Here is a 22,925-nt window from a genome sequence, read left to right as displayed (position 1 = left end):
TCTCCACCGCTTTTACCAATAGACACATGGCTCTTTCCGACTATTTAGTGACCATCGGCCTGGAAGTACACTGCCAGATCAAGACGAAGACGAAAATGTTCTGCTCCTGCCGGGCGGGATTCGGCTACGAGCCGAACACGAACGTATGCCCGACCTGCCTCGGAATGCCCGGCGCCCTGCCTGTGCTGAACGAATTCGCCATCGAACGCACGATTCTGACAGGCATGATGCTCGGCTGTACGACGCCCCCTCTCTGCAAGTGGGACCGCAAGAACTACTTCTATGCCGACATGCCGAAGAACTATCAGCTGACCCAGCTCGATCTTCCCCTGTGCATCGGCGGCGAGGTGCCTCTGTTCCCGTGGTCGTACCCGGCGGATGTGATTGCTGCGGGCGTGCCGCCCTTCCGCACGGTGAAGCTCGACCACATCCACCTCGAAGAGGACGTGGCGAAACTGACGCACCATACGAACCATTCCCTGATCGATTTCAACCGCGCCGGAACGCCGCTGATGGAGATCGTCTCCCAGCCCGATCTGACCTCCTCCGACGAAACGTACGCCTACCTGAAATCCCTCCAGCAGATTCTGATCTGCGGCGGCATCTCGGATGCCGACATGGAGAAAGGCCAGATGCGCTGTGACGTGAACGTCTCCCTGCGTCCGCACGGGCAGAAGGAACTCGGCACCAAGATCGAAATGAAGAATATCAATTCGATGTCCGCCGTGCGCCGCGCCCTCGAATATGAAATCCGCCGCCAGTCCGACGAGCTCGACCGGGGCATCGCGCAGGTGCAATGCACGCGCCGCTGGGACGACGAGCGGGGCGAAAGCATCCTGATGCGCACCAAGGAAGATGCGCACGATTACCGCTACCATACCTGCCCGGATCTCGTACCGATCCATACGGCTCCGCTCGTGGAACGCGTGCGCGGCGAAGTGCCGGAACTGCCCGGCCGCAAGCATGCCCGCCTGATGGAGGATTACGCCCTTTCCGAATACGATGCGAATACCCTCGTGGCGGATATGGCCGTGTGCGCCTACTTCGAGGAAGCCGCTGCGGCTTCGAAGCATGCGAAGAAGATCGCCAACTGGGTGATCAACACGCTGCCGAATATCCTTGGCGATAAGGAAACGACGCTGGAGGAATGCCCGGTGCGTCCGCAGGCCCTTGCCGGGCTGGTGGACATTGTGGAAGAAGGCATCGTCTCGAACAATCAGGCGAAGGAAGTGCTCGAAGCTCTTTGGGAAAACCCCGGCATTTCCGCTGAAGAAGCCGCGAACAAGCTTGGCTACAAGAAGGCGGATACGGGCGCCCTGGATGCGATACTCGACAAGGTGATTGCCGAGAATCCCAAGGAAGTGGAGCTCGTCAAGGGCGGCAACGCCAAGCTGATCAACTTCCTTACGGGGCAGGTGATGAAAGCCAGCTCCGTGAAGCCGAACCCGAAGATCGTGACGGAGCTGCTGCAGGCGAAGCTGGGGATTTGAGAGGTGGCCTGATCCGAATCGGGCTGGCTGTTTTTCGAGGTTTTTACCGTGTTTTTCGGTAGAAGCAGGATGATCGTATATTTGTAGTGTCAGGTGTTGACAGGCTGTCTATTTGTTGGTACTGTTCTGTTACCCAATTATGTCCAATGATATTGTTTTTTTATTATTAGCAGCTTGTGGGTTGTGTGGATGCCATGCGACCCATTCGCCGATACAAGATACTCAGGTTCTCGTTTTTGCGAATGAAATGAATCTGCCGAAATTATCCCCACATCAGCAGGCGTCCTATGAAGCGTTGTTGAAAGGGCGCCGAGAGTCTGATCCTTCCGTTGCGGTTTGCCGCCGTTTTGTGGAGACTGGGACTTGCGATGCGGAGGCTCTGAGTGCCGTCGTTGAGAGCGCGGCAAAGAAAAACGATGCGGAGGCTCTCCAGTGCCTGCTGGATGTGGGCGTGATGGATCAGGCTGACAAATACCTTTTATTCCAGCTTGCGGAGGATGAACTTCGCCGCAAGAATACCGATAAGGCTGTTTCCTGGCTGGCAGTTGCCGCCAAACCCGGCGATTGCCGTTTGCCCGATCCGTATGCTTCCGTTCGGCTGGTCGATTTGGCCTTGCAAGGGAATGAATCGGCACGCGAGGTTTGCGGACGGCTTGGGTTGAAACTCACCTCGCGGGTGCCGCTTCTACGGAAGGAAGCCCCCGTCTGCTCGTCGGTGAAGTATCAATCTGCCGGAGGCAGAAAGCCCGTGCTCGCATCTTATGGACATGGCGGGTTGAAGGTGGGCATGGAGCTGTACAATGGCAAGGAAGATGCTTTGATGCCCGGCTCGGAGGGCTATTGCAGGATTCCTTCCGGTGAGCAGAAAGGGTATGCCGGAGCTCTTGCTTTCCGTGTCTGGTTTCCGTCAGGCCGCCAGTTGCTTGTCCTCAATCGTGCCGAACCTTTGCATGAGGAGGCAGCTGGAGAAGTGTTCTTCCATCGGCAACCGGGAAGAGCCCTCAAGATGGGAACTCATGTGCATATTCGTCCTGACCGGAAGGCTGTTTTGATCGAGAGGTGCGTGGGCGCTTCCAGCGACGATGATGCACCCTTGCTGATTGCCTTGGATGCTCAGGGTATGCCGAAGGTGATGCCGTATGATGTCCGGCGTGACGATCAGCTGCAACTGGGCTCGACTGCGAAGGATTTCGTTTCCTTTTTCGGATGGCTGCCGGACGGTTCTCCCGAGATGTGGGTGACCGGCGGTTTTTGAGTGCCGCTTGCCGGGGCGTTTACTGTTGTTCGTACACCGTCGGGTCGTCGGTGTGCGCATCGGCGAAGGCTTCGCGGCGCTCGCGGCAGGTGGCGCAGATGCCGCAGTGGCGTTCCTTTCCCCTGTAGCAGGAGTAGGTGTGTGCGAAGTCGACGCCGAGCTGCTGGCCGATGCGGACGATTTCCCCCTTGGTGGAGTCGATGAAGGGACGCAGGATTTCCAGGTGGGCGTAGGTGCCTTCTCGGATGGCTGAGGACATGGCGGACATGAAGGTTTCCCGGCAGTCCGGGTAGATGGAATGGTCTCCCGAGTGGGCGGCGATGACGATGCCTCCGCAGCCGTCGCTTTCGGCAATGCCGGCTGCAATGGCGAGGAAGATGCCGTTGCGGAAGGGGACGACTGTTTGTTTCATGTTGTCCGTGCCGTAGTTTTCCGTCGGTACGGCATCGGCTCCGCGCAGAAGGGCGGAGTCGAGGTGGCGGGAGATGGCGGTGATGTCGATGACGCGGTGCGGGATGCCGAGGGAGTCCGCCTGCCAGCGGGCGCAGGCGAGTTCCTGCTGCGCGTGGTTGGAGGCGTAGTCGAAGCTGAGGGCACAGGCGACGCGGCCCTGCCGGGCGGCCCAGTGCAGGGCAACGGTGGAGTCGAGTCCTCCGCTGAGCAGGACTGCGACGGTTTGCGGAGCGGTCATGGTGTTCAGAGGGGGCGGTTTTCCGGTTGGTGTTCGGCGATGGTGGTGAGCTGGATGCCGCCGCGTGCGCCGAAGCGGCCTTCGATTTTCATCCATGCGGGATGGATGGCGGCGATGAGGTCATCGAGGATGCGGTTGACGATTTGCTCGTTGAAAGCCGGGTAGTTGCGGTAGGCAGCGAGGTAGTATTTGAGGGATTTCGTTTCTACGCAATGTTCCGCCGGGCTGTAGGTGATGGTGAGGTGGCAGGAGTCCGGCTGCCCGGTGACGGGGCAGAGGGAGGAGAATTCATGGGTGTCCAGCACGATGGTGTAGGCCCGCTGGGGGGAGCGGTTCGGGAAGGCTTCCAGTTTGGCGTCGTCCGGGCTGGTGAAGAAGCTGCTGTGCTGGCCGAGTAGGGTGAGGTCGCTCATGATGGCTGGTGGTGGTGGTGTGATCGGAGGTGAAGGGCGGCGCGGTAGGCTTCGCGGGGGACGTATTCTTTCCAGGCGGGGTTGTTGTCGGCGATCATTTTCTGGATGTCGCGAGGGGTCTGGAGGAGGAGTTTTTCGTTGAAGTAGGGTACGTCCACGATGAGGCCGTTTTCCAGCAGGTGCTGGTAGAGGTATTTGTAGGATGAGGGGGGGCGGAAGTTGCTGGCGGTGACGAATTCTCCCGATGAACGGTTGATCCACGGGGTGACGTAGAGTTTCGTTTTGTTCAGGAAGATGTGGCCGATGGTGGAGAGGATGCCGCCGGGGGTGTCCACGACCCATTTTTCCTTGAAGAGTTCGTTGAGCAGGCCGATGGAGAGGGCGATGGCGACGGGTTCCGTGGTGTATTGGTTCAGCAGGGTGGAGATGCTGTGGAAGCGCGCCATGTTGGTGACGAGGACGGTTTTGCCGAGCGTTTTGAGGCAGTCCATGCGGTCGAGGAAGTCGAGGTGGTCGATGGAGTCGCCCCGGAGCAGGTTGCTCATGGAGATTTCGCAGATGTCGATGCCGCGTTCCCGCTGGGTGTCGGTGAGGGTGCTGCAGAAGGTTTTGCGCACGCTGTCGAGCATTTCGAGATGGATGTTGCAGAGCGGGGAGAAGCTGCCGCGCATGAGGACGACCGGGCGTTTGTAGAGGACGTCCGCCGCCTGTGCGACGGAGCCGTCGGGCAGGAAGATGGTGGCTTCGGAGAGGCCGGATTCGACGAGCTGGAGGGCGAAGAGGCGGTTGTCCACCATGCTGAAGCCGTGGCCTTCGAAGCGGACGACGTCGATTTCGATGCGTTTCGGGTCGAGGTTGTCGGCGAGGGATTCGATGAATTCGCGGAGGCGGTCGCGTTTGTAGAAGACGGCGTGCAGGATGTTGACGCCGAGGATGCCGAGGTCGCTCATTTGCCGTTCATGGGACGGTTCCTTGAGGCGGACGTGGACGATGAAGTCGGAGGGCGGGGCTTCGGGGCGGAGCTGGAAGCGGACGCCGATCCAGCCGTTCCAAGGGCCGTTGTCCATGTAGCCTTTGACCTTGACGGTGTTGCAGAAGGCGAAGAAGCAGGTGTTTTTGCCCCGTTTGGTGCCGAGACGGTTGACGAGCTGCGAGAATTCGTAGTCGAGCATTTGCCGCAGGCGTTCTTCGGAGACGTAGCGTTTGACGGGGCCGTACAGGGTGTCGCTGACGGTCATGTCGTAGGCTGAGATGGTTTTGGCGACGGTGCCGGCCGCACCCGAGGAGCGGAAGAACCAGTTGGCCGTTTCCTGTCCGGCGCCGATCTCGGCAAAGGCGCCGTAGATCGATTTGTCCATGTTGAGTTGGAACGCTTTTTCCTGCGTATCCGCCAAGGCTTTGGTGTTCATGCGGCTTGAGAATTATCTGAGTTGTAGTTCCGGCACGGGGATTCGGATGCTGTCCGGAGCGGGTATGGGCAAGGTGCTTTCGTTGCCGCTTGCGGGGGAGGTGTCGTCGTCCGGTACTTCGTCGGCATCAAGGATGTCGTGGCCGAGCGAGACGTCTTCGATGCCCGATGCGTTTTTGTAACGCGGGTTTTTCTGCAGGACGCAACCGAAGGGGTCGTCGCCCACGAGGTCGGGTGCGGTGGGCAGGATGGGTTTGACGGGCAGGATGCGTGCCGATTGCTGGGCATTGCCCGGGGAGGGGAAGAAGTCGCTGAGGGAGATGCCTTCGTCGCCGTGGACGGTGCAGCTGCCGAGGGAGGAGTCTCCCTTGGGCATATATTCCTTGTAGGTGCAGCGGGTGTAGCGGTCGCCGACGGAGGTGCGTTCGGTTTCGTAGCAGAACATGGTGGCTTTTTTGCCGGAGACGGAGCAGATTTCGATTTCCTCGACGGAGGGCGGCATGGGTACGGCTGTATCTGCGATGCTCTTGTCTGCATTTTCAAAGATGGCGCCGAGGATGGGAGAACAGGTGTCCGAGGAGAAGGCGTTGGGGTAGATCGGCTTTTTGCTTTCGACGAAGCCGATCCAGACGCCGCAGGTGATATGGGAGTTGTATCCGAAGAGCCAGTTGTCCGAGAAGTCGTAGTTGGTGCCTGTTTTGACGGCTCCCTTGAAGCCTTCCGGAAGGAAGGAGAGTGTGCGCTGGGCCGAGCCCTTGTGCAGGGATTCCTGCATGATGGAGTGTACCTGGTAGGCTGCGATGGGCGACATGACGTCAACGGTGTGGAGGTCTCCCTGGGCTTGAGGGGAGGTCCAGAGGATTTTGCCGTTGGCATCGGTGATTTTGGTGATGATGTAGGTTTCCCTCGGACGTTTGCCAAGGTTGGGGAAGGCGGTGTAGGCAAGTACCATTTCCTTGAGGGAGACGGGTTCCGTGCCGACATAGACGCGGGGGTAGTAGAAGGGGTTGGCTTCCGTGCTGCCCGGTTCGCGGGCGGGCGGGCGGATGCCCATGCGTTCGAGGAGTTTGATGAATGGTTTGCTGCCTTTGGCCGCTTCGAGGCGTTTGACGAGGTCGAGCGAGGCTGCGATTTTGGAGTAGGCGAGGGAGCGGCGGGCGGTGACGGCGTCTTCGTAGCGGCCGCGTTCGGTTTCCATGCCCCATTCGCCGAGGATGCCTTCGGAGCCGCCGATGCCGCTGCGGCGGTTGTCGATGGCGTCGTCGATGAGTACGGTGGTGGGGTTGAAACCGTTTTCAAAGGCGGTGGCGTAGAGCATGGGGAGCATGGTGGTGCCCGGCGGGCGGGTGCCTTCCTGGATGACGTCGAATGTGCGTTTGCTGAAATCCCGGCCACCGTGGTAGGCGAGGACGGCACCCGTGGCATTGTCCACGACCATGAGCGCACCGTCAAGGTACAGGGGTTTGTCGCCCGAGCCGACTTTGTAGTCCTTCATGAGCGGGTTGTTGTAGTCCGGGCGTTTTTCGATAGCGTCCAGCTGGGTTTGCAGCGCTTTGCCGGAGGCTTCCTGAATGTCTTTGTCGAGCGTGGTGTAGATGCGGAGGCCGCGGCTGCGGACGAGGTCCTCGCCGAAGAGTTCTCCCGTTTGGGCGTCGATGAAGTTGTGGATGTGCGAGGAACCGCGGCTGAGCGGTTTCGGGTTCAGTTCGACGGGCAGTTTTTTGAGGCGTTCCGCTTCGTTCCGTTCGAGGTAGTTGCTGCGCACCATGCGGTCGAGTACGTCATTGCGCCATTTTTTGTTGCCTTCGATGTTTTTCAGCGGCGAGAGTCCGTTCGGATATTTGATGAGGGCTGCAATGGAGGCGGCTTCGCGGACGGTGAGGTCTTTGGGTTCTTTGCCGAAGTATCCGAGCGAGGCGGCGCGGATGCCGTAGAAGCCGCTGCCGAGATAGACGCGGTTGAGGTAGAATTCGAGGATCTGTTCTTTGCTGAAGCGTTCTTCGATGCGCATGGCCAGATAGATTTCCACGATTTTGCGGCCCATGTCCCTTTCTCCCCGGGCTGTAGCCCGGCGTTTGAGATCGAAGGCGTTGCGGGCGAGCTGCTGGGTGATGGTGGAGGCTCCCTGGTTGGCTTTGCCTCCGGCGACGAGCATTTCCTTGGCGGCTCGAACGATGCCGATGGGGTCATAGCCTTTGTGTTCCCAGAAGCGGGAGTCTTCCTGCGCGAGCAGGGCGTTGATCATGTTTTCGGAGACTTCCGATTTTTCAGGGTCGCGGCTGTAGTGGACGTAGGAGCGGTTTTCGTCGAAGATGCGGCCGATTTCCTTGCCGTTGCGGTCGTAGATGATGCTGGGATGGTTGAGGTTGTTGATGTCTTCGAGGTTGAATTCCTGTGCCCATGTTTTGTAGGGGCGGGTGAAGAGGTCGAAGGCAAACCAGCCGACGATGGCCGCAAGTACGGCTCCGATGCCGAGCCAGATGGAGAAGAGCAGAAGCCTTCTTTTCCAACGAGACATACCGCCGAATATGGTTCTGCGCCTGTTGGTCACAGCCCTTCTGCGGTTGTTCTGCTCGTTGCGGCGTGTCTGAAGGTCGTCAAGCTCCGTCATGGCTTTGGGGGACGGATGCTACCGTCGCAAGCCTATTCTATCAGGAAAGAGGCGGCTTTCAAGCAAGGAATCGGAGGGTGACGGACTTTGAGTCGGCAGAATGTTTTACGGGCGGTCTTTACTTTGCGGAACAATGGTTCGGCGGAGTTTGTTGCGCCGTGTCCAGATAGATGCGGCGAGGCCGGTGATGAGCAGTTCGAAGAGGAAGGACCAGTGGAGGATGAAGTTGAGCCACCACGGCGAGAATCCGGGAGAGACGGTCGCCAGCGCATAGTGGCGGTCGATCCACGGAGCGAAGAGCCAGATGTCTCCTACGATGCCGTCGAGCATGATGTGCAGGAAGGCATTCGCGCAGAAGGCCAATGCAAGCAGGGCTGCGGTGCGTCTTCCGGAGAGGATGTACCATGCGGCGGAGAGGAGCGAGAGGGAGAGCCAGAGTACCGGGTAGTGGATCCAGTAGGAGTGGTGATGGTGGCTTTTGCCGTCGATCAGGTAGAAGTAGAGCAGGTCGATGTCCGGAAAGACGGAGCCGATGATGCAGGCTGCAAAGAGGCCTCCGGCGACGACTCCCCGTTTGTGCAGCCATGATGCCACAAGGTACCCGGCAGGGATGTGGGCGATGAACATGGAGTAGGGTTCAAGCGTTGCGGGCGGAACAATGCGGGCAGGTGCGTTCCGCATCTGAGACGAGGAAGCGGTAGCCGCAGAGGCGGCAGGTGCAACGGCTACGTTTCAGCTTCATGCGGCGTATTTTGCTGCTGATGGCATGGAAGGCGAAGGTGAGGATGGTGGCGGCAATGCCTGCGAGGACGATTGTGAGCAGCCATGTTTCCGGAGTGCCCTGGATGAATTTCATGGCTGCGCCTCCTTCCATCCGAGTGTCAGGATGCCGTTTCTCGGTTGCGCCGAAGGTGACCATCGCATGCGGCGGATGATGTTTTCTGCGGCGGTGTCGGCCTGGGGGCTGCCCGAGCTGTCGAGCAGGACGATTTGTTCGGGGGTGCCGAGGGTGCTCAGGACGATTTCAAAGGAGGCGCTGCATCCGATCCATCCGATGTCGTCGCCTTGCTGTGGGGCGGGGCGGGTGATGGGGGTTCCCCATGCTTCCGGAGCGGAGACGAGTTCCGGGACGGCGAGGGCGGCCGCGAGTGTTTCGGGGGCGTATTCGGGCGGCATTTCCGCCGGAGGAAGGGTGAGGTACCAGAGGGCACGGTGGCGGCCGACGCTTCCGGCGAGGTCGTCGGAGGTGCAGGGAGGCAGAGGCGTGGGTTCGATGCCGCGTTTGGGTTTGAGCGGGGCGATTTCGAGGGTGTCGTGGGCGGGGTCGGCCCACGGCGGAATGTAGGTGTCGAGCGGAGTTCTGTTGCGCAGGGCGTTGAGCCGGACGGCCTGGTCGGGCCCGAGGTTGTACACGATGCCTCGGCGTGCGGGAGGCAGGTCTTTGGCGAATTCGATGTCCGAACCGAGCAGGACGAGGATGTAGAGGATGCCGGATATGACGAGGAAGACCGGGAACAGGGTTTTGATCTGCGCCCTCTTGACGAAGAAGGTGAGCTGTTCCTGAAAATGGGTGTAGCGGTGTTTTTCCTCCGGCGTCATGGCAGGGGTGCTTAGAGGGCGGGTTCGGCGGCCTTGGTGCAGTTCAGATCCTTGAGGAGGATGAGGTCGATGACTTTTTGCTCGACGCCGCTCGGGATGCTTTTATCCGCGAAGACGACGATGGTGACGCGGTTCAGGTCGTCTTTTTTGGTGTTGCGGATGATTTTGTCGAGGGCGGGGCCGATGCCGTCGAAGCCTGATTCTATCTGCCTGTTGTCGAGGAAGTACCGCGGTTCGTCGCCCGGTACGATGGTGAGGGTGTAGGTCTGGTTCTGCACTTCCATCATGAACTGGGAGGAGGCGGGCTGGATGGTGACGCCGTAGCGCGGGATGATGCCGGAGCTCATCAGGGTGACGGTGACGACGAGGATGACCACATTGAGTACGACGCAGCCGAGCACCATGAAGGTGATGTCGGGCAGAGTGGAGCGGACTTGGGGGAGGGTCGGCATGGGGTCAGCTTTTTGCGGAAGAGGCTTCGGCAGCCTGTTCGCGGGCGTCGCAGATGATGTGGACGGTTTCGAGGGCGGCGCGTTCGATTTTGTGGATGAGTTTGCGCGAGCGGGCCGCCAGGTACATGTAAAGAAGGTAGGCGGGGATGGCGAGCGCGACGCCGTAAGCGGACGAGAGCAGGGCCTGATAGATGGCCGACGACATTTCAATGGTCGGCAGTTTGCCTTCCAGAATGCCCGGCTGTCCGTAGAAGCGGACGAGGCCGAGGATGGTGCCGAGCATGCCGAGCAGCGGGGTGACGGTGGCGACGACGAGCAGGCCGCGGATGTTTTTCTCGACGCGGAAGACTTCGAGCTGGGTGGCTTCGACGGCGATGTCGCGCAGGTCGCTCCGGCTCAGCTTCGGACGGGAGAGCACGGCCTCGACGACTCGGGCCGTGGGGCCGGGCAGGAGGCTGGCTTCATGGCGGGCTTCGTCGTACCTGCCTTTGCGAAGCAGGGAGGAGAGTCCGCGCAGGAAGTCGCCGGAGTTGATGTTTACCCGGTGGAAGTAGAAGAGCCTTTCGCCGATGATGGCCATGCCGTAGATGGCAAAGATGCTCATCACCCAGAAAAGGGGGCCCATGCGTGTGATGAATTCGCTCATGCGGGTCGTCGCAGTTGTCTGGGTGGATCAGGCGGGCCGGATGCTTTCCGCACCGAAGTAGGGTACGAGAGCCTCGGGGATGCGTACGGAGCCGTCGGGCTGCTGGTACGTTTCGAGCAGGGCGACGTACAGGCGGGGGAGCGCTGTGCCGGAGCCGTTGAGGGTGTGGCAGAATTGGTTTTTGCCGTTGGCATCCTTGTAGCGGAGGCGCATGCGGCGTGCCTGGTAGTCGCTGAAGCACGAGCAGGAGGAGACTTCGAGGTATTTGCCCTGGCCGGGCGCCCAGACTTCGATGTCGTAGGTTTTGGCGGAGGAGAATCCGAGGTCGCCCGTGCAGAGTTCGATGACGCGGTAGTGCAGACCGAGTTTCTGCAGGATGGATTCGGCGTGGCCGAGGAGCTGCTCAAGCTGGGCGAAGGAGTCTTCGGGTTTCAGGATCTGGACGAGTTCCACCTTGTCGAACTGGTGGATGCGGATCATGCCCCGGTTGTCTCGCCCGGCGGACCCGGCTTCGCGACGGAAGCAGGGGGTGTGGGCGGTCATTTTGACGGGGAGGCTGTCTTCGCTGAGGATAGTGTCGCGGTACAGGTTGGTGACGGGGACTTCGGCGGTGGGGATGAGGAACATTTGCTGTTCTTCGGTGCCGTACATGTCGTCCTCAAATTTGGGGAGCTGGCCGGTGCCTTCCATGCATTCGCGTTTGACGACGAAGGGTACGCCCACTTCCTGATAGCCGTTTTCCTGCGTCTGGGTGTCGAGCAGGAAGTTGATGAGGGCGCGTTCGAGGCGGGCGCCGCAGCCGCGGTAGACGACGAAGCCGGATCCTGTGATGCGGGTGCCGTCTTCAAAGGAGACGAGGCCGAGTTCCGCGGCGATCTGGACGTGGTCTTTCGGGTTGTCGATAGCGGGTTTTTCGCCCCAGATTTTGACTTCGGGGTTGGCCGTTTCATCCAGTCCTACGGGGCATGCGGCATGAGGCATGTTGGGGATGCTCATGAGCATGTCGTTCTGCTCGGCGGCAGCGCGTTCGGCGGTAATGTCGAGCTCCTTGATGCGGTCGCCGATGGCGCGCACGCGAGTTTCGAGTTCGGCGGTGTCCTGCCCCTGTTTTTTGAGCATGCCGATCTGCTTGGAAGATGTGTTGCGCTCGGACTGGAGTTGCTGCTTTTCCGTTTCGATCTGGCGGCGCGTTTCGTCGCATTCCAGAACGCGGTCCACCAATTGCCACGCGTCGCCGCCACGCTGGCGCACGCGTTCCTTCACCAGTTCGGGGTTTTCCCGGATTACACGAATATCGAGCATAACGCAGATATTGTGAACCTTCACGCGAATTCAGGCAAGCGTGAAATGCGTCCCCGCCGGATGTTTTCGGCTTTTTTTCTTGCAACGCGAGCGGGTTCCCGGTGTTAATAGTGTCACATGGCGGCATACGAGGAAGAGCTGGATTCTGAAAGCAGGCATGATGCGGAGCTGATGCTGCGCGTCAGCGCCGGAGATGCCGGGGCGATGCGCGAGATTATCGAGCGGCATCAGGATAGCGTGTATGCGACGGCCCGCCGCATGCTCTCGGATAGTGCGGATGCCGAGGATATCGCCCAGCGGACGTTCATTCGCGTGTGGAAGGCGGCTTCTTCGTATGAGCCGAAGGCAAAGTTTACGACTTGGCTTTATACGATTCTTCGCAATCTCGTGTTCAACGAGACGCGCCGCATGGGGCGCAAGCCGACCTGTTCTTCCGATGCGATGGAGGAGGAGTACGGGCAGCTTCTGCATACCGATCCGTCGCCCTCCCCTTCCGAGGATATGGAGGCCAGGGAGTTGGAGGATGCCGTCGAACGCGCCATTGCCGAGCTGCCGGAGAAGGCGAGGCTGGCGGTGCAACTCCGCCGTTTTCAGGAGATGAGCTATGAGGAGATTGCGGCAGTGATCGGGATGTCCGTTTCTGCAACGAAGAGCCTGCTTTTCCGCGCGCGCCAGTCGCTGCGGGAGTCGCTGGCAAAGTATTTGTGATTCGCCGGCTTCGGGGGTTGACGGTGCTTCTTTTTTATGGCAAGAAGTGGCGGATGTTCCTACCCTTTTTCTTTTTTTGCCCGGTGTGGCTGATGCCGCCTGTTTTTCCTTCCGATACGACGGTCTGCGAGTGTGCGGTCGTGCTGCCGGAAGCGGAGGTTTCGGAAAATTCTGCCGAGTCCGTGGAATCGGCGTGGAGGAAGTCTGCTGGCGGTCACGACCGAAAGGCGCAACGTGCGGCGGCGGATGCCCGCGAGGCGTACTGGAACCGGATGCTGTCCGAGTATGAGGCTGATCTGGATGTGGCGATGGAACGGTTTATTCAGGAATGGAAAGAGGGTGGAGATATTGATGCCGAGGATGAAGAGGCCTTGCGTGCCGGCCTGTCCCAAGTGAGGAAGTCGTGGAGGCGGTATGCGGAGGCGGAGGATGCGCTGGTGCGTCGTCTTCCGGTGCCGGAGGGTTTCGATGCCGCCGCGTATGCTGCAGGTTGCAGGGCAGCCGTGGTGATGCAGCATCTTGTCGCGCTTCATGCCCATGCGGCGTTTTCCCTGAAGGAGTCCTTTGTTTTCGGTGAAGGAGAAGAAACGGACAAATGGAGCGGCGGCGATGTGCCTGTGATGGAAATGCCCCGGGACGATTATGCCAGATATCTGGCGCGATTGAGAGATGAAGCCGGTTCGATGTCGTTGATGAATGCTCTGGCCGAGAATGTGGCCGAGTATTGGGACGAGCGCCTTTTACTTTTTCTGGATGCGCTGCCTATAGGTTTGTACAACAATCCTCATCCGGAGCTTGAGGGTTTCCCCGAAGATGCATTGAAGACGGCTCAGGAGGCGTGGCTGGCGTATCGTGATTTCATGATCGCATCGTTGACTCCTTTGCCTCGTTATGTCGGGACGGGTTCTCCCACTTTACGGGCAATACTGCGCGAGCGGCTGACGAGGCAGAGGTGCGAGAATTTTCTTTTTTATGCAGGCACGGGCGATCCTGTTTCTGCTGCAGGGTTCATACCGTATACACGGCATCGGCAAGTTCTCCAGCGGTGAATGACGGAGGCCGGAAGCTGTAGTACGGTTGATCGCGCGTCGCGGATGCCGTGCCGATGACGACGTGGTCGATCATGCGGATGTGCATGATTTTTCCTGCTTTTTCGACGGAGTCCGTCAGGAGGCGGTCGGCCTCGCTGGGGGAAGGGTCGCCGCTGGGGTGGTTGTGCGCGAGGATGAAGCAGTGGGCGTTGTGTTTGATGGCTGCTCGGAAGATGTCTCTCGGGTGGATGAGGGAGGCTGTGAGGGAGCCGACGGTGAGGTCGACTTTGCGAATGAGTTTTTTCCGGATGTCCAGCAGGAGGACGACGATGTGTTCCTGAACATGCCAGAGCATTTCCGGAGCGAGGTAGTCGTAGACGTCCTGTGCCGTGTTGATGGAGACTTGCGCTTTTTCCTCCTGTATGGCTCTGCGCCCCAGTTCGAAGGCGGCGGTGAGGGTGGCCGCTTTGGCGATGCCGATGCCTTTGCACAGGCTTTGGAGGTCGTCGGCTTCCATGCGTCCGAGGTTGGCGAGGGAGCCTGCCTTGCGGATGAGGTCGCGGGAGAGTTCCATGACGTTGCATCCCGGGATGCCCGTGCGGAGGAAGAGGGCGATGAGTTCTTCATCCGACAGGGCGGCACGCCCGGAGGCGGCGAGTTTTTCGCGTGGCAGGAGGTCGGTGGCGGTGAGGCTGGGGGACATGGCGGGCGGGTCAGTAGCAGAGGTCGGCGGTGGATTGCATGGCTGCGCCGAGGTGGCGGAGCGTGTCTCCTGCGGTGAGGGCGCGCTCGTGTCCGCTGCAGCCCCGGCTGACGGCGAGTTCGGAGGCTCGGCCGCAGAGGTAGACGGCGAGTGCGGCGGCATCCCGCGGCATCATGCCCTGTGCCGCCAGTCCGGCACAGATTCCGGCGAGGACGTCGCCTTGTCCGCCCTTGGCCATGGAGGGGCCTCCCGTGCTGTTGTAGAGCATGCCTTGCCTGCGCTGGCCGATGATGGTGCGTGCGCCTTTGAGGACGAGTGTGGCGTCGTGGTTGTACAGGAAGCTGTTGACAAGTTCCTTGCGGGGAGTGTTCATGCCTGCTGAGGGCAGGAGCCTTCTCATTTCGCCGGGGTGGGGGGTGAGGATGTGGTTTTTCTCGAAGCGCCAGCTGCGTTCTGCGGCCAGGTTGATGCCGTCCGCATCGAGGACGACGGTGCCGTCGAAGCAGGAGACGAGGGCATGGAGGGCGAGCTGGTTGGCGTTGTCGAGCTGGCCGAGGCCGGGGCCGATGAGGAGGGCCTGGGCATCGTCTTCGTCGATGTTTTTGTATGTTTGCACCTGCTTGACCATGATTTCGGGCGAGACGCGGGCGGCAAGCAGCGGGTAGGTTTCCGGCAGGCAGTAGAGGACGACGAGGCCGACTCCCGCACGCAAGGCTGCTTCGGTGCAGAGCTGGGCAGCTCCGAGCATGCCGATGGATCCGGCGATGACGGCCACTCTTCCCGCCTTGTTTTTGTAGAGTTCGTAGGGGCGGCGGACGAGGAGTCGGGAGAGCATGGGCGAGTCGATGACTTCATCGCTGTATTCCGGCTGGATGTCCAGATCGTTGAGGGGGACGGGGACGAGGCGGCCGACGTGCGAGGTGGCCGTGTCGGCGATGAGTCCGGGTTTGATGCAGCCGATGGCGGCGGTGTAGTCGGCCTGTACGGCGTTTTCTCCGATTTCTCCCGTGTCCGGGTGGACTCCCGTGGGGATGTCGATGGCCCAGACGGTGGCGTTGCTGCAAGTGCGCCGGAGTTCGTTGATTTCCTGTACGAGTTCCGCGATGGCCGGTTTCAGGGGGCCGTCGACTCCGGATCCGAGGAGGCCGTCGAGGATGACGATGGGCATGCGCGGGATGTCGGCGAGTTTTCGGCGGAGGAGGGTGGGTTCGGCGGTGACGTCGAGTTCCGTGGTGAGGGTGGAGGCTTCGGCATCGTGGAATTTTTCCCATTGCAGCTGGCACAGGCCTTCCATGTCTTCGGCTGAGTAGGCGGCGCGGATGTGGACGTTCCAACCGTGCGCCATGAGTCTGCGGAGGACGCTGAGGGCATCCCCGGCGTTGTTGCCTTTGCCGATGTAGGCGATGCAGAAGATTTCCTCGTTCCGGGCATCGGTTTGCTGGATGATGGCATCCGCAATGCCGGAAGCGGCGGTTTCCATGAGGGTGTAGGCGGAGACGCCTGCATCAATGGCGCGGGTTTCGGCTTCGCGGATCTGGGCGCATGTGGCGAGTTTCATATTTTTTCGTTTGATTGAGTATATCAGATGCCGGTTGAAGGGGCAAACAAAAAGAGGCTCCGTTTTGAGTATGGTCAGGCGGGTGTATGGGAAGGTTCGATGCGCTTGATGATGCGGGCAGGCGATCCGGCGACGACGCAGAGGTCTGGCACGTCTCGAGTGACGACGGCTCCGGAGGCGACGACTACGCCGTTTCCGATGGTGACGCCGGGGTTGATGATGCAGCGGCCGCCCAGCCAGACGTCGTTTCCGATGGTGACGGGTTTGCCGTATTCCCTGCCGGACGAGCGTTCCGCTGGGTCGAGAGGATGGCAGGCTGTGTAGATGTGGACTCCCGGTCCGAGCATGACGCGGTCTCCGATGCGGACAGGGCAGATGTCGAGGATGACGCAGTCGAAGTTGGCGTAGAAGCTGTTGCCGACGTGGATGTTGAAGCCGTAGTCGCAACGGATGGCCGGTTCGATGTAGGCTCCTTCGCCGACGGTGCCGAGGAGTTCCGCAAGGATGCGGCGGCGTTCTCCCATGTCGTCTTCCGAGGTTTGGGCGTAGCGGCGCGTCAGGGTGCGGCACCGGGAGCGCATGGCGCACAGTTCGGGATCAAGCGGTGTGTACATGCCGCCTGCTGTCATGGTGTCCACTTCTCGTGTCATGATGGTATGGTAGCTTGTTATGGGGGCTTGTCAACGCTTCCGGCTGTCTGTTGACGCGGTGCGGCGGGATGCAGGATGTTTCTTTGGTTGCCTTGATGGCTTTTTGATGCTAGCATGCGGGCATGGAACGCATCGTCCGTTTTTTACTGCTCCTCCTGTGCATGTTTCTTGTTGCCTGCGAGGGCCGCAAGGAGGAGTCCTATGAGGGCAAGGTGGTGGTGATTGAGGTCGGGGAGAATTCCCTGGCGAATGCGCAGAGCTTTCAGTTCATGAAGCGTACGCTGGAGCGTGCGGAGAGTGAGGGTGCGCGGGCCGTCGTGTTCGAGCTGAATACGCCCGGCGGCCTTGCATGGGAGACGAGTGATCTGATGATGAAGACGATGCAGCAGCTGCATATCCCGGCATACGCTTTCGTCAATACGCATGCGATTTCGGCTGGCGCGCTGGTGGCTTCCGCCTGCGACAGGATTTACATGGCGCCTGTTTCCTCCATCGGGGCGGCCGGGATCGTGTCCGGCGACGGCGAGGAGATCGAGCCGATGATGCGCCGCAAGGTGGAGAGTGCGTTCGATTCGTTTGTGCGTTCGGTGGTGACGAAGAAGGGGCATAACCCCGCCGTGATCCGTGCGATGATGATTCCTTCCAAGGAGGAGCGCAAGTTCGGCGAGGTGACGGTGGAACCCGATGCGCTGCTGACGCTGACGGGCGAGGAGGCCGTGTCGAAGGACGAGCAGGGCAAGCCGATTCTTGCCGCAGGGATTGCGAAGTCCGTGGAAGATCTGCTCAAGCAGGAGAATAACAGCAATCCCGTGGTGAATGCGGAGCCGACGGGTTTCGAGCAGATTGCGATGTGGCTGGCCATGATTTCTCCTCTGCTGATTCTGATCGGCATGGCGGGCATTTTTATCGAGTTCAAGACACCGGGTTTCGGGATCGGCGGCATTGCGGCGATTGTGGCCTTTTCGCTGTTCTTCTTCGGGAACAATGTGGCGGGCAATCTGGCCGGGTATGAAATGGTGGCGTTGTTCGTGCTGGGTATCGCCCTGATTATCGTCGAGTTCGCCACGGGCGGAAGTTTCATCGTCTTCGGCATCGCCGGGGTGGTTTGCGTGTTGGTCGCGCTGTTTGGCGGCATGCTGAGTACGATCGATGTGGAGCATCTTCTGGATAATCCTTCCGCCGGATGGAGCGATTATGCTGGCGTGGCTGCCGGGCCTGCCTTCAAGCTTGCTCTCGGCTGCGTAGGCGGTGCCGTGGTGATTCTGCTGCTGATGCGTTATCTGCCGGATCTTCCTCTTTTCAACCGCTTGAGCAATGCGACGGCGAGCGGAGGCCCTGCCGGATCCGCAGTGACTCTTGATGAAGTCGCGGTCGATACGATCGGCGTGACGACGACGGAGCTGAAACCTTCCGGCAAGGCGTTGATCGACGGCAAGCTGTGCGAAGTCTCCTCGATCGGCGGCGTGATCCCGATCGGCACTCCCGTGTGCGTGGTCGGCCATTCGGCATTCGGCCTGCTCGTCGCTCCGGTGGAGCTGGACGGGGAATCGAAGTAATTTTTCTTTATTCAATCATTATCAGTCATCCCATTCATTCAATCTTATGCCCGTCTCCGTAGGTCTCATTTCGCTCGGCTGCCCCAAAAATCTCATTGATTCGGAAATCATGGCCGGACATCTTCGCAATGCCGGCATGGTCATGACTCCCGAGCAGGATCTGGCCGATGTCGTCGTCATCAATACCTGTGCCTTCATTGACAAGGCCAAGCAGGAATCCATCGATACGATTCTCGGTGCGGCGCGCGCCCGTGAGAACGGCGAGGCTCCGAAGAACCAGAAGCTGATCGTGGCCGGATGCATGTCGCAGCGGTTTTCGAAGGAGCTGCCGGACCTTCTGCCCGAGGTGGATGCCTTTATCGGCGTGGATCAGGTGACGAAAATTGCCGAGGTGATCGAAGGCGTGATCCACGGTACGGCCGAAGGAAAGAATTATGTGACGCGAAAGCCGACCTACGTTCCCGAGTGGGATACGCCGCGCTACCGCCTGACGCCGCGCCATTCCGCCTATGTGAAGATTGCCGAAGGCTGCAACCACGCCTGCTCCTACTGCGCCATTCCGCTGATCCGCGGCCCGCACCGCAGCCGTTCGCAGGAGAGCGTGGTTCGCGAGGTGAAGATGCTGGTGGAATCCGGCGTGAAGGAGATCAACCTCATCGCGCAGGATACGACCTATTTCGGCATGGACCGCTGGAAGGGCGAGAAGGCGACGAAGCGCAGCGGGGTCGATTCGAGCAAGGGGGAATCCCTCGCTTCGCTCATCCGCGAGCTGGACAAGATCGAAGGCGATTTCTGGATTCGCATTCTCTACACGCATCCCGCCCATTGGAGCGACGAATTGACGCAAGCCATTGCGGAAAGCAGCAAAGTCGTCCGCTATATCGACATTCCCCTGCAGCACATTTCCGACCGGATGCTGGCGGATATGCGCCGCCTGACGGACGGACGGTACGTGCGCGACGTGATCCGCCGCATGCGCGAAGGCATTCCCGGCCTCGCCCTGCGCACGACATTCATTACAGGCTTCCCCGGCGAGACGGAGGAAGACCATCAGCAGCTGATGGAGTTCATCGAAGAATTCCGGTTCGAACGTGCAGGCATCTTCACTTATTCCCGCGAAGAAGGGACGCTGGCCTATCGCATGAAGCCGCAGGTTCACCACCGCACCAAGGCGCGCCGCTGGAATGAAGCTTCGCTGCTGATGACGCGCATTGCCTCGGAAATCGGGCAGGCGCAGATCGGCAAAACGCTGCGCGTGCTGGTGGAAGCTCCGGGCGTTGCCCGCTCGGAATGGGATGCTCCCGATATCGACGGCAGCGTGATGGTCGATCCCGCCTTGCCCGTGGGTGAGTTTGCCGATGTGAAGATTGTGGATGCCGTGGCTTACGATCTCTTTGCCGAAGGCTCGGTCATCCCGGAAGCCGAGGAGTGAGCCGCCGACGATGGCGGAGCCGGGTGGGGCCGAAGGACGGAATGGCGGTCAGTTGTCCTCTTTCTGTGAGGCTGCGTTCCTCTTGAGCAGTTCGAACACGTACCCCGGCACATAGCGGCGCACCTGTTCTTCCCAGCCTTCGGGCCCGATGAGCCCCTTGACCATGGAGGAGGAAAGCTCGGAAATCGAGCGGGGCGGCATCAGGAAAATGGTTGTGATCTGGGGAGCCATGTCCGCATTGATGTGGCGCATCACACGCTCGTACTCGTAGTCGTGCGAGGAGCGGATGCCGCGGATCATGACCATGGCGCCGTTCTCCTTGGCGAAGTCGACGAGGAAGCGGTTATTGAATTCCTTGATCTCCACATTATCGAGTCCCTTGAGGGATTCTTCGAGCATCCGCGTGCGCTCGTCCACGGAGAAAGTGGACCGTTTTTCGGGGTTCAATCCCACGGCGACGATGAGCCGATCAAAGAGGGCGGCCCCTTGCCGGATCATCCAGACGTGCCCGTTTGTCAGGGGATCGAAGCTGCCTGCGTAAACCGCGGTGCGTTGCATGGGTTCAGAACTACATCAAATCAAAAGTGATTCCAAGTCCAAAGTCCGCACCGCGACAAAAAAATGTAAAAAGTCATTGATTGAAACGCGGAATTTGTGTAACCTCATGCCGTTATGGCAAAGCGCGCTTTAGGCAGAGGATTTTCAACCTTGGTGACTCCCGTTGCATCCCAGCAGAACATGCTGGCGGCAAATGCACAGGATCAGGTGCTTCAGGTGGGGTTGGGCGAAGTCGTGCCGAGCCCCTTGCAGCCGCGCCGCCAGTTCACCGAAGAGCAGCTCGCGGAGCTGGTCGAATCCATCAGGGAGCATGGCATTATCCAGCCTCTGATCGTGCGCGAGGTGGACGGCAAGTACGAGCTGATTGCCGGGGAGCGCCGCTGGAGAGCCGCCGGAAAACTCGGCAAGGAAAACGTGCCGATCATCGTGCGTGAAGCTTCCGACCGCGACGTGCTGGAAATGGCCCTGATCGAAAATCTCCAGCGCGAAAACCTGACCCCGATCGAAGAAGCTTTCGGTTATGTGCGCCTGCGCAAGGAATTCAAGATGAAGCAGGAGGAAATCTCCCGCCGCGTCGGCAAATCCCGCGCCTCTGTGGCCAACATCATGCGCCTGCTCGAATTGTCGGAACCCTGCCAGGAAATGCTCGTTTCCGGAGGCATCAGCATGGGGCATGCCAAGGTACTGCTTTCGCTGAAGGATCAGGAAGTGCAAACCCGCGTGGCGCAGGATATCGAACGCCGTTCACTGACCGTGCGCCAAACGGAGAAAATCGTTCACAATATCCTGAATCCCAAGGAAGAAGCGCCTGCCAAGAAAACGGTGTCTCCTGTACTTGAACCATACTGCCACAGGCTGACGAAGCAGTTCGGCACGCCCGTGACCATCTCTGCCAAGGGTGCGCACGGCACGATTGAAATCTCCTATTCCAACCGTTCCGAACTGGTGCGTTTGCTCGAAATCTTCGGCATGGATGCGTCCGAACTCTAAATGCCCATTGCCATGTTCCGTTCCCTTGCTTTGCTGGCGCTTGTTTCCTGTCTGGCTGCCTGCCATGAGCGCGAGGCAGATGCCTTGCCGGGGAATGCCGGGCTGGAACAGCTGGGATTCGTGGAAACGGAGGCGTTTTCCGGACAGAATGCCTGGATGCACACCAACGAACTGGTAAAAATGGGGAGCCGCCCGACCGGATCCGAGGCTTACAAGACGCAATTGGAATACATCCGCAGCCAGCTCACGAAGAACGGCTGGGAATGCAAGATGATGGATTTCACCGTAACCAACCCCATGACGGGAGAACCCGTTCACATGCAGAATCTGCTGGCCCGTTTCGGCAACGGCCACGACTTCGACGAGATGGTGAACGGCATCGTCTCCTGCCATATCGACACCAAGGAAGGCATACCCGGTTTCGTGGGGGCGAATGACGGTGCATCCGGCGCAGCCGTGCTGCTGGAACTCTCCCGCGTACTGGCCGCTCATCCCGATCTCACCCGCAAGGTCGAACTCGTCTTCTTCGATGGCGAAGAATCCTTTGCGCCGCACATGAATGAAGAGGACGGCCTCTACGGCTCGAAATACGATGCAGGCCGCCGTGGCGACAAGCAGCCGCTCTGGATGGTCAATCTGGACATGGTGGGCCGCGACCGGATGAAAATCCGCATACCGTGGGACACGCCGCAAAGAATCTACGAAGAATACAAAAGGGCTGTGCAGGCGCTCAACTTGCCTTCCTCCCAGTGGGGCGTATCGGAAATGCCCATTCTGGACGACCACAAGCCTTTCCTCAGCAATGGTGTGTATGCCCTGAACCTCATCGACGATTTTATGGACGGCGACTGGTGGCACACAGAACGGGACAACATGGACATCATTTCTCCCGACTCTTTGGAAACGACGGGCAAAGTCGTCATGCAGCTGCTCAAACAGCTCGTGCCGGGCGACTCGATGTAAGAACCGGGGTTGCTGCACAAGGAAGCGCATGACGCGGAAAGGCATCCGTACAAAACGGAGAGACTGCCGCTCGGATTGCTTTTTTTCGGAGGCTTGGTAGCGTAGGTGCATGCTACCGGCCAACCGACGGACGAAAACCGCCAAAAACATGGTCAAAGCTGCCATCGTCCTTTATGGCTTGCAGCTTGTGCTTTCGTTGATTCTTCATGTGCAATCATACCGCCGTTATGAGGCGGATGGCATCTCAATCACCTTGCAGATGGAAACGCCCTGGTATGGGAGCATCATACCGGGAATAGGCTTGGTACTGGATGCAGGGGACTTCATGCTTGGACACGACACGGCGGTCACCTTTCAATACGGAGACTGGACTTATACGCAATTTTCTGACGATGCTGACAGCGTGGATTGGAAAAATGGCTTGCACACGCGGAAAAACGGTGATTGGATCAGCCTGTATGCGAAGGGCAGGGACATGCCCATTATCTCGATGCCGATTCAGGGAGCATGGATTGATCCATGAGCGGAAAAACGGGAAAAAAGTGGTAGCATGCAGGCTTCGGCATATTTTTGTTGTAGACATGTTTTATTGTTGGTTTGCACGTAATCTATTTGAAAAAAGAAGATAGTGTTTGTTAGTTGCGACGGAATGGCAAAAGAATGTTATTGACGGGGCCGTGGGAAAATGTTAAATGAAAAAGGTCTTGAAGGTTGTGGCTCATGGCAGTCGCTTCCGTAAGGATTTCATCACCCCCAACACCCCCTGCAATGAATTACATTCATCAAAACAGCTATATAGTGCCCGGAACTCCGGGATACCGCCTTATCGAAAACAGCTCCGCAACCCGGCCTTCCGCCGGTGAAGCGTCCGCCTTATCAGGCGAAAGCGGCGACATGATCGCCCTGTCG

General features: G+C 59.5%; 23 protein-coding genes. 9 read left to right on the top strand and 14 right to left on the bottom strand.

What is annotated here, in order from left to right:
- Nucleotides 1–26: 26 nt before the first annotated feature.
- Nucleotides 27–1,490, top strand: a complete 1,464-nt coding sequence (gatB, locus tag AC781_RS06235; protein ID WP_067775177.1) for an Asp-tRNA(Asn)/Glu-tRNA(Gln) amidotransferase subunit GatB — start codon at nucleotides 27–29, stop codon at nucleotides 1,488–1,490.
- Nucleotides 1,491–1,602: 112 nt separating this feature from the next.
- Nucleotides 1,603–2,745 (top strand): tetratricopeptide repeat protein, encoded by a 1,143-nt coding sequence (locus AC781_RS06230; RefSeq protein ID WP_172801816.1) that lies wholly within the window; start codon nucleotides 1,603–1,605, stop codon nucleotides 2,743–2,745.
- A 19-nt stretch (nucleotides 2,746–2,764) separates the two neighbouring features.
- Here AC781_RS06230 and queC read toward each other — a convergent pair whose 3' ends face one another.
- From queC to serS, 10 genes are all read right to left on the bottom strand, one after another.
- Entirely contained in the window at nucleotides 2,765–3,436 is a 672-nt protein-coding gene (gene queC / locus AC781_RS06225; protein ID WP_067775172.1) for a 7-cyano-7-deazaguanine synthase QueC, read from the bottom strand.
- A gap of 5 nt (nucleotides 3,437–3,441) precedes the next feature.
- The gene (gene queF, locus AC781_RS06220; RefSeq protein ID WP_067775169.1) at nucleotides 3,442–3,849 is read right to left on the bottom strand and encodes a preQ(1) synthase; all 408 of its coding nucleotides are present in this window, start codon (nucleotides 3,847–3,849) and stop codon (nucleotides 3,442–3,444) included.
- A complete protein-coding gene (locus AC781_RS06215; RefSeq protein ID WP_067775165.1) occupies nucleotides 3,846–5,258 on the bottom strand; it encodes a nicotinate-nucleotide adenylyltransferase in 1,413 nt (470 codons plus the stop codon). Before AC781_RS06215 ends, queF begins: the two co-directional genes overlap by 4 nt.
- Before the next feature lie 12 nt (nucleotides 5,259–5,270).
- Complete coding sequence (locus AC781_RS06210) at nucleotides 5,271–7,775, bottom strand: transglycosylase domain-containing protein (RefSeq protein ID WP_218107259.1); 2,505 nt, start codon at nucleotides 7,773–7,775, stop codon at nucleotides 5,271–5,273.
- Nucleotides 7,776–7,973: 198 nt separating this feature from the next.
- Nucleotides 7,974–8,495 carry a hypothetical protein gene (locus AC781_RS06205; protein WP_067775159.1) on the bottom strand — a complete coding sequence of 174 codons (522 nt, stop codon included), beginning with the start codon at nucleotides 8,493–8,495 and terminating at the stop codon, nucleotides 7,974–7,976.
- A 10-nt stretch (nucleotides 8,496–8,505) separates the two neighbouring features.
- Nucleotides 8,506–8,724 (bottom strand): hypothetical protein, encoded by a 219-nt coding sequence (locus tag AC781_RS06200; protein ID WP_141675788.1) that lies wholly within the window; start codon nucleotides 8,722–8,724, stop codon nucleotides 8,506–8,508.
- Nucleotides 8,721–9,467, bottom strand: coding sequence for an energy transducer TonB (locus AC781_RS06195; RefSeq protein ID WP_067775154.1), 747 nt, complete (start codon nucleotides 9,465–9,467; stop codon nucleotides 8,721–8,723). Before AC781_RS06195 ends, AC781_RS06200 begins: the two co-directional genes overlap by 4 nt.
- Nucleotides 9,468–9,478: 11 nt before the next feature.
- Nucleotides 9,479–9,919 carry a hypothetical protein gene (locus AC781_RS06190; protein ID WP_067775151.1) on the bottom strand — a complete coding sequence of 147 codons (441 nt, stop codon included), beginning with the start codon at nucleotides 9,917–9,919 and terminating at the stop codon, nucleotides 9,479–9,481.
- 4 nt (nucleotides 9,920–9,923) lie between these two features.
- The gene (locus AC781_RS06185) at nucleotides 9,924–10,565 is read right to left on the bottom strand and encodes a MotA/TolQ/ExbB proton channel family protein (RefSeq protein ID WP_067775149.1); all 642 of its coding nucleotides are present in this window, start codon (nucleotides 10,563–10,565) and stop codon (nucleotides 9,924–9,926) included.
- Between the two features lie 27 nt (nucleotides 10,566–10,592).
- A complete protein-coding gene (serS, locus tag AC781_RS06180) occupies nucleotides 10,593–11,867 on the bottom strand; it encodes a serine--tRNA ligase (RefSeq protein ID WP_067775146.1) in 1,275 nt (424 codons plus the stop codon).
- Nucleotides 11,868–11,984: 117 nt separating this feature from the next.
- Here serS and AC781_RS06175 point away from each other — a divergent pair, with 117 nt between their 5' ends.
- Nucleotides 11,985–12,575: an RNA polymerase sigma factor gene (locus AC781_RS06175; RefSeq protein ID WP_067775141.1), complete on the top strand. Its 591-nt coding sequence runs from the start codon at nucleotides 11,985–11,987 to the stop codon at nucleotides 12,573–12,575.
- A gap of 92 nt (nucleotides 12,576–12,667) precedes the next feature.
- Complete coding sequence (locus AC781_RS06170; RefSeq protein ID WP_172801817.1) at nucleotides 12,668–13,624, top strand: lysozyme inhibitor LprI family protein; 957 nt, start codon at nucleotides 12,668–12,670, stop codon at nucleotides 13,622–13,624.
- Here AC781_RS06170 and radC read toward each other — a convergent pair.
- The 3 genes from radC to AC781_RS06155 form a co-directional block, all read right to left on the bottom strand.
- Entirely contained in the window at nucleotides 13,584–14,309 is a 726-nt protein-coding gene (radC, locus tag AC781_RS06165; protein ID WP_067775132.1) for a RadC family protein, read from the bottom strand. The genes AC781_RS06170 and radC overlap by 41 nt on opposite strands.
- A 10-nt stretch (nucleotides 14,310–14,319) precedes the next feature.
- Nucleotides 14,320–15,867: a bifunctional ADP-dependent NAD(P)H-hydrate dehydratase/NAD(P)H-hydrate epimerase gene (locus AC781_RS06160; RefSeq protein ID WP_067775126.1), complete on the bottom strand. Its 1,548-nt coding sequence runs from the start codon at nucleotides 15,865–15,867 to the stop codon at nucleotides 14,320–14,322.
- Between the two features lie 74 nt (nucleotides 15,868–15,941).
- Nucleotides 15,942–16,517: a sugar O-acetyltransferase gene (locus AC781_RS06155; protein WP_067775124.1), complete on the bottom strand. Its 576-nt coding sequence runs from the start codon at nucleotides 16,515–16,517 to the stop codon at nucleotides 15,942–15,944.
- Between the two features lie 122 nt (nucleotides 16,518–16,639).
- Here AC781_RS06155 and AC781_RS06150 point away from each other — a divergent pair, with 122 nt between their 5' ends.
- Both AC781_RS06150 and rimO read left to right on the top strand, forming a co-directional pair.
- Nucleotides 16,640–18,073: an NfeD family protein gene (locus tag AC781_RS06150; protein ID WP_067775119.1), complete on the top strand. Its 1,434-nt coding sequence runs from the start codon at nucleotides 16,640–16,642 to the stop codon at nucleotides 18,071–18,073.
- 46 nt (nucleotides 18,074–18,119) lie between these two features.
- Complete coding sequence (gene rimO / locus AC781_RS06145) at nucleotides 18,120–19,505, top strand: 30S ribosomal protein S12 methylthiotransferase RimO (protein WP_067775116.1); 1,386 nt, start codon at nucleotides 18,120–18,122, stop codon at nucleotides 19,503–19,505.
- A gap of 48 nt (nucleotides 19,506–19,553) precedes the next feature.
- Here the strand turns inward: rimO and coaD are convergent, their stop codons facing one another.
- Nucleotides 19,554–20,063: a pantetheine-phosphate adenylyltransferase gene (gene coaD / locus AC781_RS06140; protein ID WP_067775114.1), complete on the bottom strand. Its 510-nt coding sequence runs from the start codon at nucleotides 20,061–20,063 to the stop codon at nucleotides 19,554–19,556.
- A 153-nt stretch (nucleotides 20,064–20,216) separates the two neighbouring features.
- Here coaD and AC781_RS06135 point away from each other — a divergent pair, with 153 nt between their 5' ends.
- The 3 genes from AC781_RS06135 (at nucleotide 20,217) to AC781_RS06125 (ending at nucleotide 22,539) form a co-directional block, all read left to right on the top strand.
- Complete coding sequence (locus AC781_RS06135; RefSeq protein WP_218107258.1) at nucleotides 20,217–21,053, top strand: ParB/RepB/Spo0J family partition protein; 837 nt, start codon at nucleotides 20,217–20,219, stop codon at nucleotides 21,051–21,053.
- 12 nt (nucleotides 21,054–21,065) lie between these two features.
- Nucleotides 21,066–22,016, top strand: coding sequence for a M28 family metallopeptidase (locus AC781_RS06130; RefSeq protein WP_172801819.1), 951 nt, complete (start codon nucleotides 21,066–21,068; stop codon nucleotides 22,014–22,016).
- 109 nt (nucleotides 22,017–22,125) lie between these two features.
- On the top strand, nucleotides 22,126–22,539 hold the full coding sequence (locus AC781_RS06125; protein ID WP_067775107.1) for a hypothetical protein: 414 nt from the start codon (nucleotides 22,126–22,128) through the stop codon (nucleotides 22,537–22,539).
- Nucleotides 22,540–22,925 lie beyond the last annotated feature (386 nt).

Source organism: Neoakkermansia glycaniphila (assembly GCF_001683795.1).
Taxonomy (GTDB): Bacteria; Verrucomicrobiota; Verrucomicrobiia; order Verrucomicrobiales; family Akkermansiaceae; genus Akkermansia; species Akkermansia glycaniphila.
This window is presented reverse-complemented; position numbering and strand designations above follow the sequence as displayed.

Excerpts from the sequence above, each read along its gene's own strand:
- gatB (WP_067775177.1), top strand. The coding sequence starts at position 27 with ATGGCTCTTTCCGACTATTTAGTGACCATCGGCCTGGAAGTACACTGC.
- queC (WP_067775172.1), bottom strand. The coding sequence starts at position 3,436 with ATGACCGCTCCGCAAACCGTCGCAGTCCTGCTCAGCGGAGGACTCGAC.
- queF (WP_067775169.1), bottom strand. The coding sequence starts at position 3,849 with ATGAGCGACCTCACCCTACTCGGCCAGCACAGCAGCTTCTTCACCAGC.
- AC781_RS06215 (WP_067775165.1), bottom strand. The coding sequence starts at position 5,258 with ATGAACACCAAAGCCTTGGCGGATACGCAGGAAAAAGCGTTCCAACTC.
- AC781_RS06210 (WP_218107259.1), bottom strand. The coding sequence starts at position 7,775 with ATGTCTCGTTGGAAAAGAAGGCTTCTGCTCTTCTCCATCTGGCTCGGC.
- AC781_RS06205 (WP_067775159.1), bottom strand. The coding sequence starts at position 8,495 with ATGTTCATCGCCCACATCCCTGCCGGGTACCTTGTGGCATCATGGCTG.
- AC781_RS06200 (WP_141675788.1), bottom strand. The coding sequence starts at position 8,724 with ATGAAATTCATCCAGGGCACTCCGGAAACATGGCTGCTCACAATCGTC.
- AC781_RS06195 (WP_067775154.1), bottom strand. The coding sequence starts at position 9,467 with ATGACGCCGGAGGAAAAACACCGCTACACCCATTTTCAGGAACAGCTC.
- AC781_RS06190 (WP_067775151.1), bottom strand. The coding sequence starts at position 9,919 with ATGCCGACCCTCCCCCAAGTCCGCTCCACTCTGCCCGACATCACCTTC.
- AC781_RS06185 (WP_067775149.1), bottom strand. The coding sequence starts at position 10,565 with ATGAGCGAATTCATCACACGCATGGGCCCCCTTTTCTGGGTGATGAGC.
- serS (WP_067775146.1), bottom strand. The coding sequence starts at position 11,867 with ATGCTCGATATTCGTGTAATCCGGGAAAACCCCGAACTGGTGAAGGAA.
- AC781_RS06175 (WP_067775141.1), top strand. The coding sequence starts at position 11,985 with ATGGCGGCATACGAGGAAGAGCTGGATTCTGAAAGCAGGCATGATGCG.
- AC781_RS06170 (WP_172801817.1), top strand. The coding sequence starts at position 12,668 with ATGCCGCCTGTTTTTCCTTCCGATACGACGGTCTGCGAGTGTGCGGTC.
- radC (WP_067775132.1), bottom strand. The coding sequence starts at position 14,309 with ATGTCCCCCAGCCTCACCGCCACCGACCTCCTGCCACGCGAAAAACTC.
- AC781_RS06160 (WP_067775126.1), bottom strand. The coding sequence starts at position 15,867 with ATGAAACTCGCCACATGCGCCCAGATCCGCGAAGCCGAAACCCGCGCC.
- AC781_RS06155 (WP_067775124.1), bottom strand. The coding sequence starts at position 16,517 with ATGACACGAGAAGTGGACACCATGACAGCAGGCGGCATGTACACACCG.
- AC781_RS06150 (WP_067775119.1), top strand. The coding sequence starts at position 16,640 with ATGGAACGCATCGTCCGTTTTTTACTGCTCCTCCTGTGCATGTTTCTT.
- rimO (WP_067775116.1), top strand. The coding sequence starts at position 18,120 with ATGCCCGTCTCCGTAGGTCTCATTTCGCTCGGCTGCCCCAAAAATCTC.
- coaD (WP_067775114.1), bottom strand. The coding sequence starts at position 20,063 with ATGCAACGCACCGCGGTTTACGCAGGCAGCTTCGATCCCCTGACAAAC.
- AC781_RS06130 (WP_172801819.1), top strand. The coding sequence starts at position 21,066 with ATGTTCCGTTCCCTTGCTTTGCTGGCGCTTGTTTCCTGTCTGGCTGCC.
- AC781_RS06125 (WP_067775107.1), top strand. The coding sequence starts at position 22,126 with ATGCTACCGGCCAACCGACGGACGAAAACCGCCAAAAACATGGTCAAA.